At 51.1% G+C, this 2913-nt stretch carries 3 protein-coding genes; all 3 read left to right on the top strand.

Going from position 1 to position 2913, the window contains the following annotated elements; translation table 11 throughout:
• The coding region (gene atpF / locus ACKOVI_RS04295; RefSeq protein ID WP_509602811.1) for a F0F1 ATP synthase subunit B at positions 1-411 on the top strand (411 nt) is incomplete at its 5' end.
• Positions 411-1244: a F0F1 ATP synthase subunit delta gene (locus ACKOVI_RS04300; protein WP_509602813.1), complete on the top strand. Its 834-nt coding sequence runs from the start codon at positions 411-413 to the stop codon at positions 1242-1244. The genes atpF and ACKOVI_RS04300, both read left to right, overlap by 1 nt.
• A gap of 22 nt (positions 1245-1266) precedes the next feature.
• The gene (gene atpA, locus ACKOVI_RS04305; protein ID WP_509602814.1) at positions 1267-2892 is read left to right on the top strand and encodes a F0F1 ATP synthase subunit alpha; all 1626 of its coding nucleotides are present in this window, start codon (positions 1267-1269) and stop codon (positions 2890-2892) included.
• Positions 2893-2913 lie beyond the last annotated feature (21 nt).

The raw sequence follows: 2913 nt of genomic DNA on the forward strand, positions 1-2913 counted from the left end.
GTTCCTATGTTTGAAAAGGCATATGCAGAGCGCACAGCAGCAATTCAAGGTGGCATGGAAAAGGCAGAGAAGGCACAGCTTGAGGCTGCACGCGCTCTCGCTTCTTACAACGAACAACTTTCATCAGCACGTGATGAGTCCTCACGTCTTCGCGAAGAAGCACGAGTACAGGGCGCTGCAATCATGGAAGTACTTCGCGCGAAGGCTCAGGAAGAAGCAGCTCGCATCACTGCAGCAGCACATGCTTCTATCGAGGCAGAGCGCCAACAGGCAATTACCTCACTTCGCAATGAAGTTGGTGCATTGGCTGTTGATCTCGCATCAAAGATTGTGGGAGAAGCTCTCGATGACCAGGCTCGTCAGTCACGTATCGTTGAACGTTTCATCGAAGATCTCGAAAAGAGTAAGTAATGCGTATCCATCTCGGAGGAAGTAGTCGTCAGTCACTCGTGGCTGCACGTACACAGCTTGATGCTGCCGTAAAAGGCGCATCATCAGCTTCTGCTTCCGAGTTGTCTGCACACTTGTTCTTCGCAGCTGAGGTCTTTGCAACCAATTCATCTCTGCGCCGCGCTTTCACAGATGCATCACGCGATGGATCTTCAAAGAGCGCTTTGGTCAAGGATCTCTTCGGTTCAAAGATTTCATTACAAGCAGCAGATCTTCTCGCAGCAGTTGCAGGCCTTCGCTGGTCTGCTGCAGGTGACCTAGTAATCGTCATCGAGCAGCTTGCAATTGAGGCGGAAGCGTCAGCAGCAAATGTTGATGGAGCACTCGATCGCCTCGAATCAGAATTCTTCGAGGTTTCACGTCTGATTGCAGATAATTTCGAACTACGTAAGGCACTCGTCGGAAACGGTTCAGTAGACGCCAAGGGCGCATTGATCGCCGATGTTCTCTCAAAGAGCGCATCTGCATCTACTGTGAAGTTGGCCGTTGCACTTGTGACAAGCCTTCGTGGTCGCAGCATCGAAGCAGCTTTTGCTGACTACCTCTTCGGTCTTGCTCATCGACGCAATCGATTGATCGCACTCGTTCGTGTAGCAACAGAGATTACAGAGGCACAGAAGTCACGTCTGGCAGCAGCGATTGAATCGCTGGTTGGCCAGCCAATCTCCGTCAATATCCAGGTTGATTCTTCAATCCTCGGTGGCGTCTCAGTGAAGTTCGCAGATGAACTTGTAGATGGCAGTATTTCAAACCGACTCGCAGGTGCAGGACGCGCACTTGCAGGTCAAAACTAAGACAGGAAAAAAGGGGAAACTCATGGCAGAGCTCAAGATCCAACCGAATGAAATTCGGGATGCCTTAGCGAACTTCGTTAAGTCATATGATCCAGGCACCGCGGCTCGTGACGAAGTCGGAACTGTTAGCCAGGCTGGCGACGGTATCGCTCGCGTTGAAGGACTTCCTTCAACAATGGCGAACGAACTTCTTCAATTCGAGAACGGCACACTAGGTCTTGCTCTTAACCTCGATGTTCGCGAGATCGGTGTTGTAATCCTCGGTGATTACGCTGGTATCGAAGAAGGAACATCAGTACGTCGTACCGGTGAAGTTCTCTCTGTTCCTGTCGGAGATGGCTTCCTCGGTCGCGTAGTTGACCCACTAGGTCGACCAATCGACGGCAAGGGCGACATCACTCCTGATGCACGTCGTGCACTCGAACTTCAGGCACCAACAGTTGTTCAGCGTCAACCTGTTAAGGAGCCACTTGCAACCGGTATCAAGGCGATCGATGCAATGACAGCGATTGGTCGCGGTCAGCGTCAGTTGATCATTGGTGACCGCCAGACTGGTAAGACAGCGGTTGCAATCGACACCATTATTAACCAGCGTGAAAACTGGCTTTCAGGCGATAAGAAGAAGCAAGTTAAGTGCATCTACGTCGCTATCGGTCAGAAGGGTTCAACGATTGCATCTGTAAAGGGCGCACTCGAAGAAGCTGGCGCAATGGAGTACACAACAATCGTTGCATCTCCTGCATCAGACCCAGCTGGCTTTAAGTACCTCGCTCCATACACCGGTTCTGCCATTGGTCAGCACTGGATGTACAACGGCGAGCACGTTCTTATTGTTTTTGATGATCTCTCGAAGCAGGCTGAGGCATATCGTTCAGTCTCATTGCTTCTCCGCCGTCCACCAGGACGTGAGGCATACCCAGGCGACGTCTTCTACTTGCACTCACGCCTTCTCGAGCGCTGCGCAAAGCTCTCCGATGAACTCGGTGGCGGTTCAATGACAGGTCTTCCAATCATTGAAACAAAGGGAAATGACGTTTCAGCCTTTATTCCAACAAACGTAATTTCTATTACTGACGGTCAGTGCTTCCTTGAAACAGACCTCTTTAACGCAGGCGTTCGCCCAGCGATTAACGTGGGTATCTCTGTTTCACGCGTGGGTGGTTCTGCACAGACGAAGGCGATGAAGAAGATCGCCGGTCGTCTTCGTCTTGACCTTGCACAGTTCCGCGAGCTCGAAGCATTCGCAGCTTTCGGATCAGATCTCGATGCAGCATCAAAGGCTCAGCTTGAGCGCGGTGCTCGCATGGTTGAACTTCTAAAGCAGGGTCAATACTCCCCATTCGCACTGGAGAAGCAGATTGCTTCAATCTGGGCAGGAACAACAGGCAACCTTGACTCTGTTCCAGTTGCAGATATCCGTCGCTTTGAAGCTGAATTCATCGACTTCATCGCACGTGAGCGCAAGGACATTTTCACAGTGATCTCAGAGACAAAGCTTCTCGAAGATGACACAGTGGCAAAGCTCCAGGCTGCGATTGATGATTTCAAGAAGCAGTTCAAGTCATCTGTGGCAGCAGCTCCAGTTGAAGCAGAAGAAGATCCGCTTGAGAAAGAACTTCAAGAGCAGATCGTGGCGGTGAAGAAGTAACCCATGGGTGCTCAACTCCGC

This window comes from Candidatus Planktophila sp. (assembly GCF_046070465.1).
Classification (GTDB): Bacteria; Actinomycetota; Actinomycetes; order Nanopelagicales; family Nanopelagicaceae; genus Planktophila.

What these genes read in the sequence shown, in the direction of transcription:
- ACKOVI_RS04300 (WP_509602813.1), top strand. Translation starts at nt 411, where the DNA reads ATGCGTATCCATCTCGGAGGAAGTAGTCGTCAGTCACTCGTGGCTGCA.
- atpA (WP_509602814.1), top strand. Translation starts at nt 1,267, where the DNA reads ATGGCAGAGCTCAAGATCCAACCGAATGAAATTCGGGATGCCTTAGCG.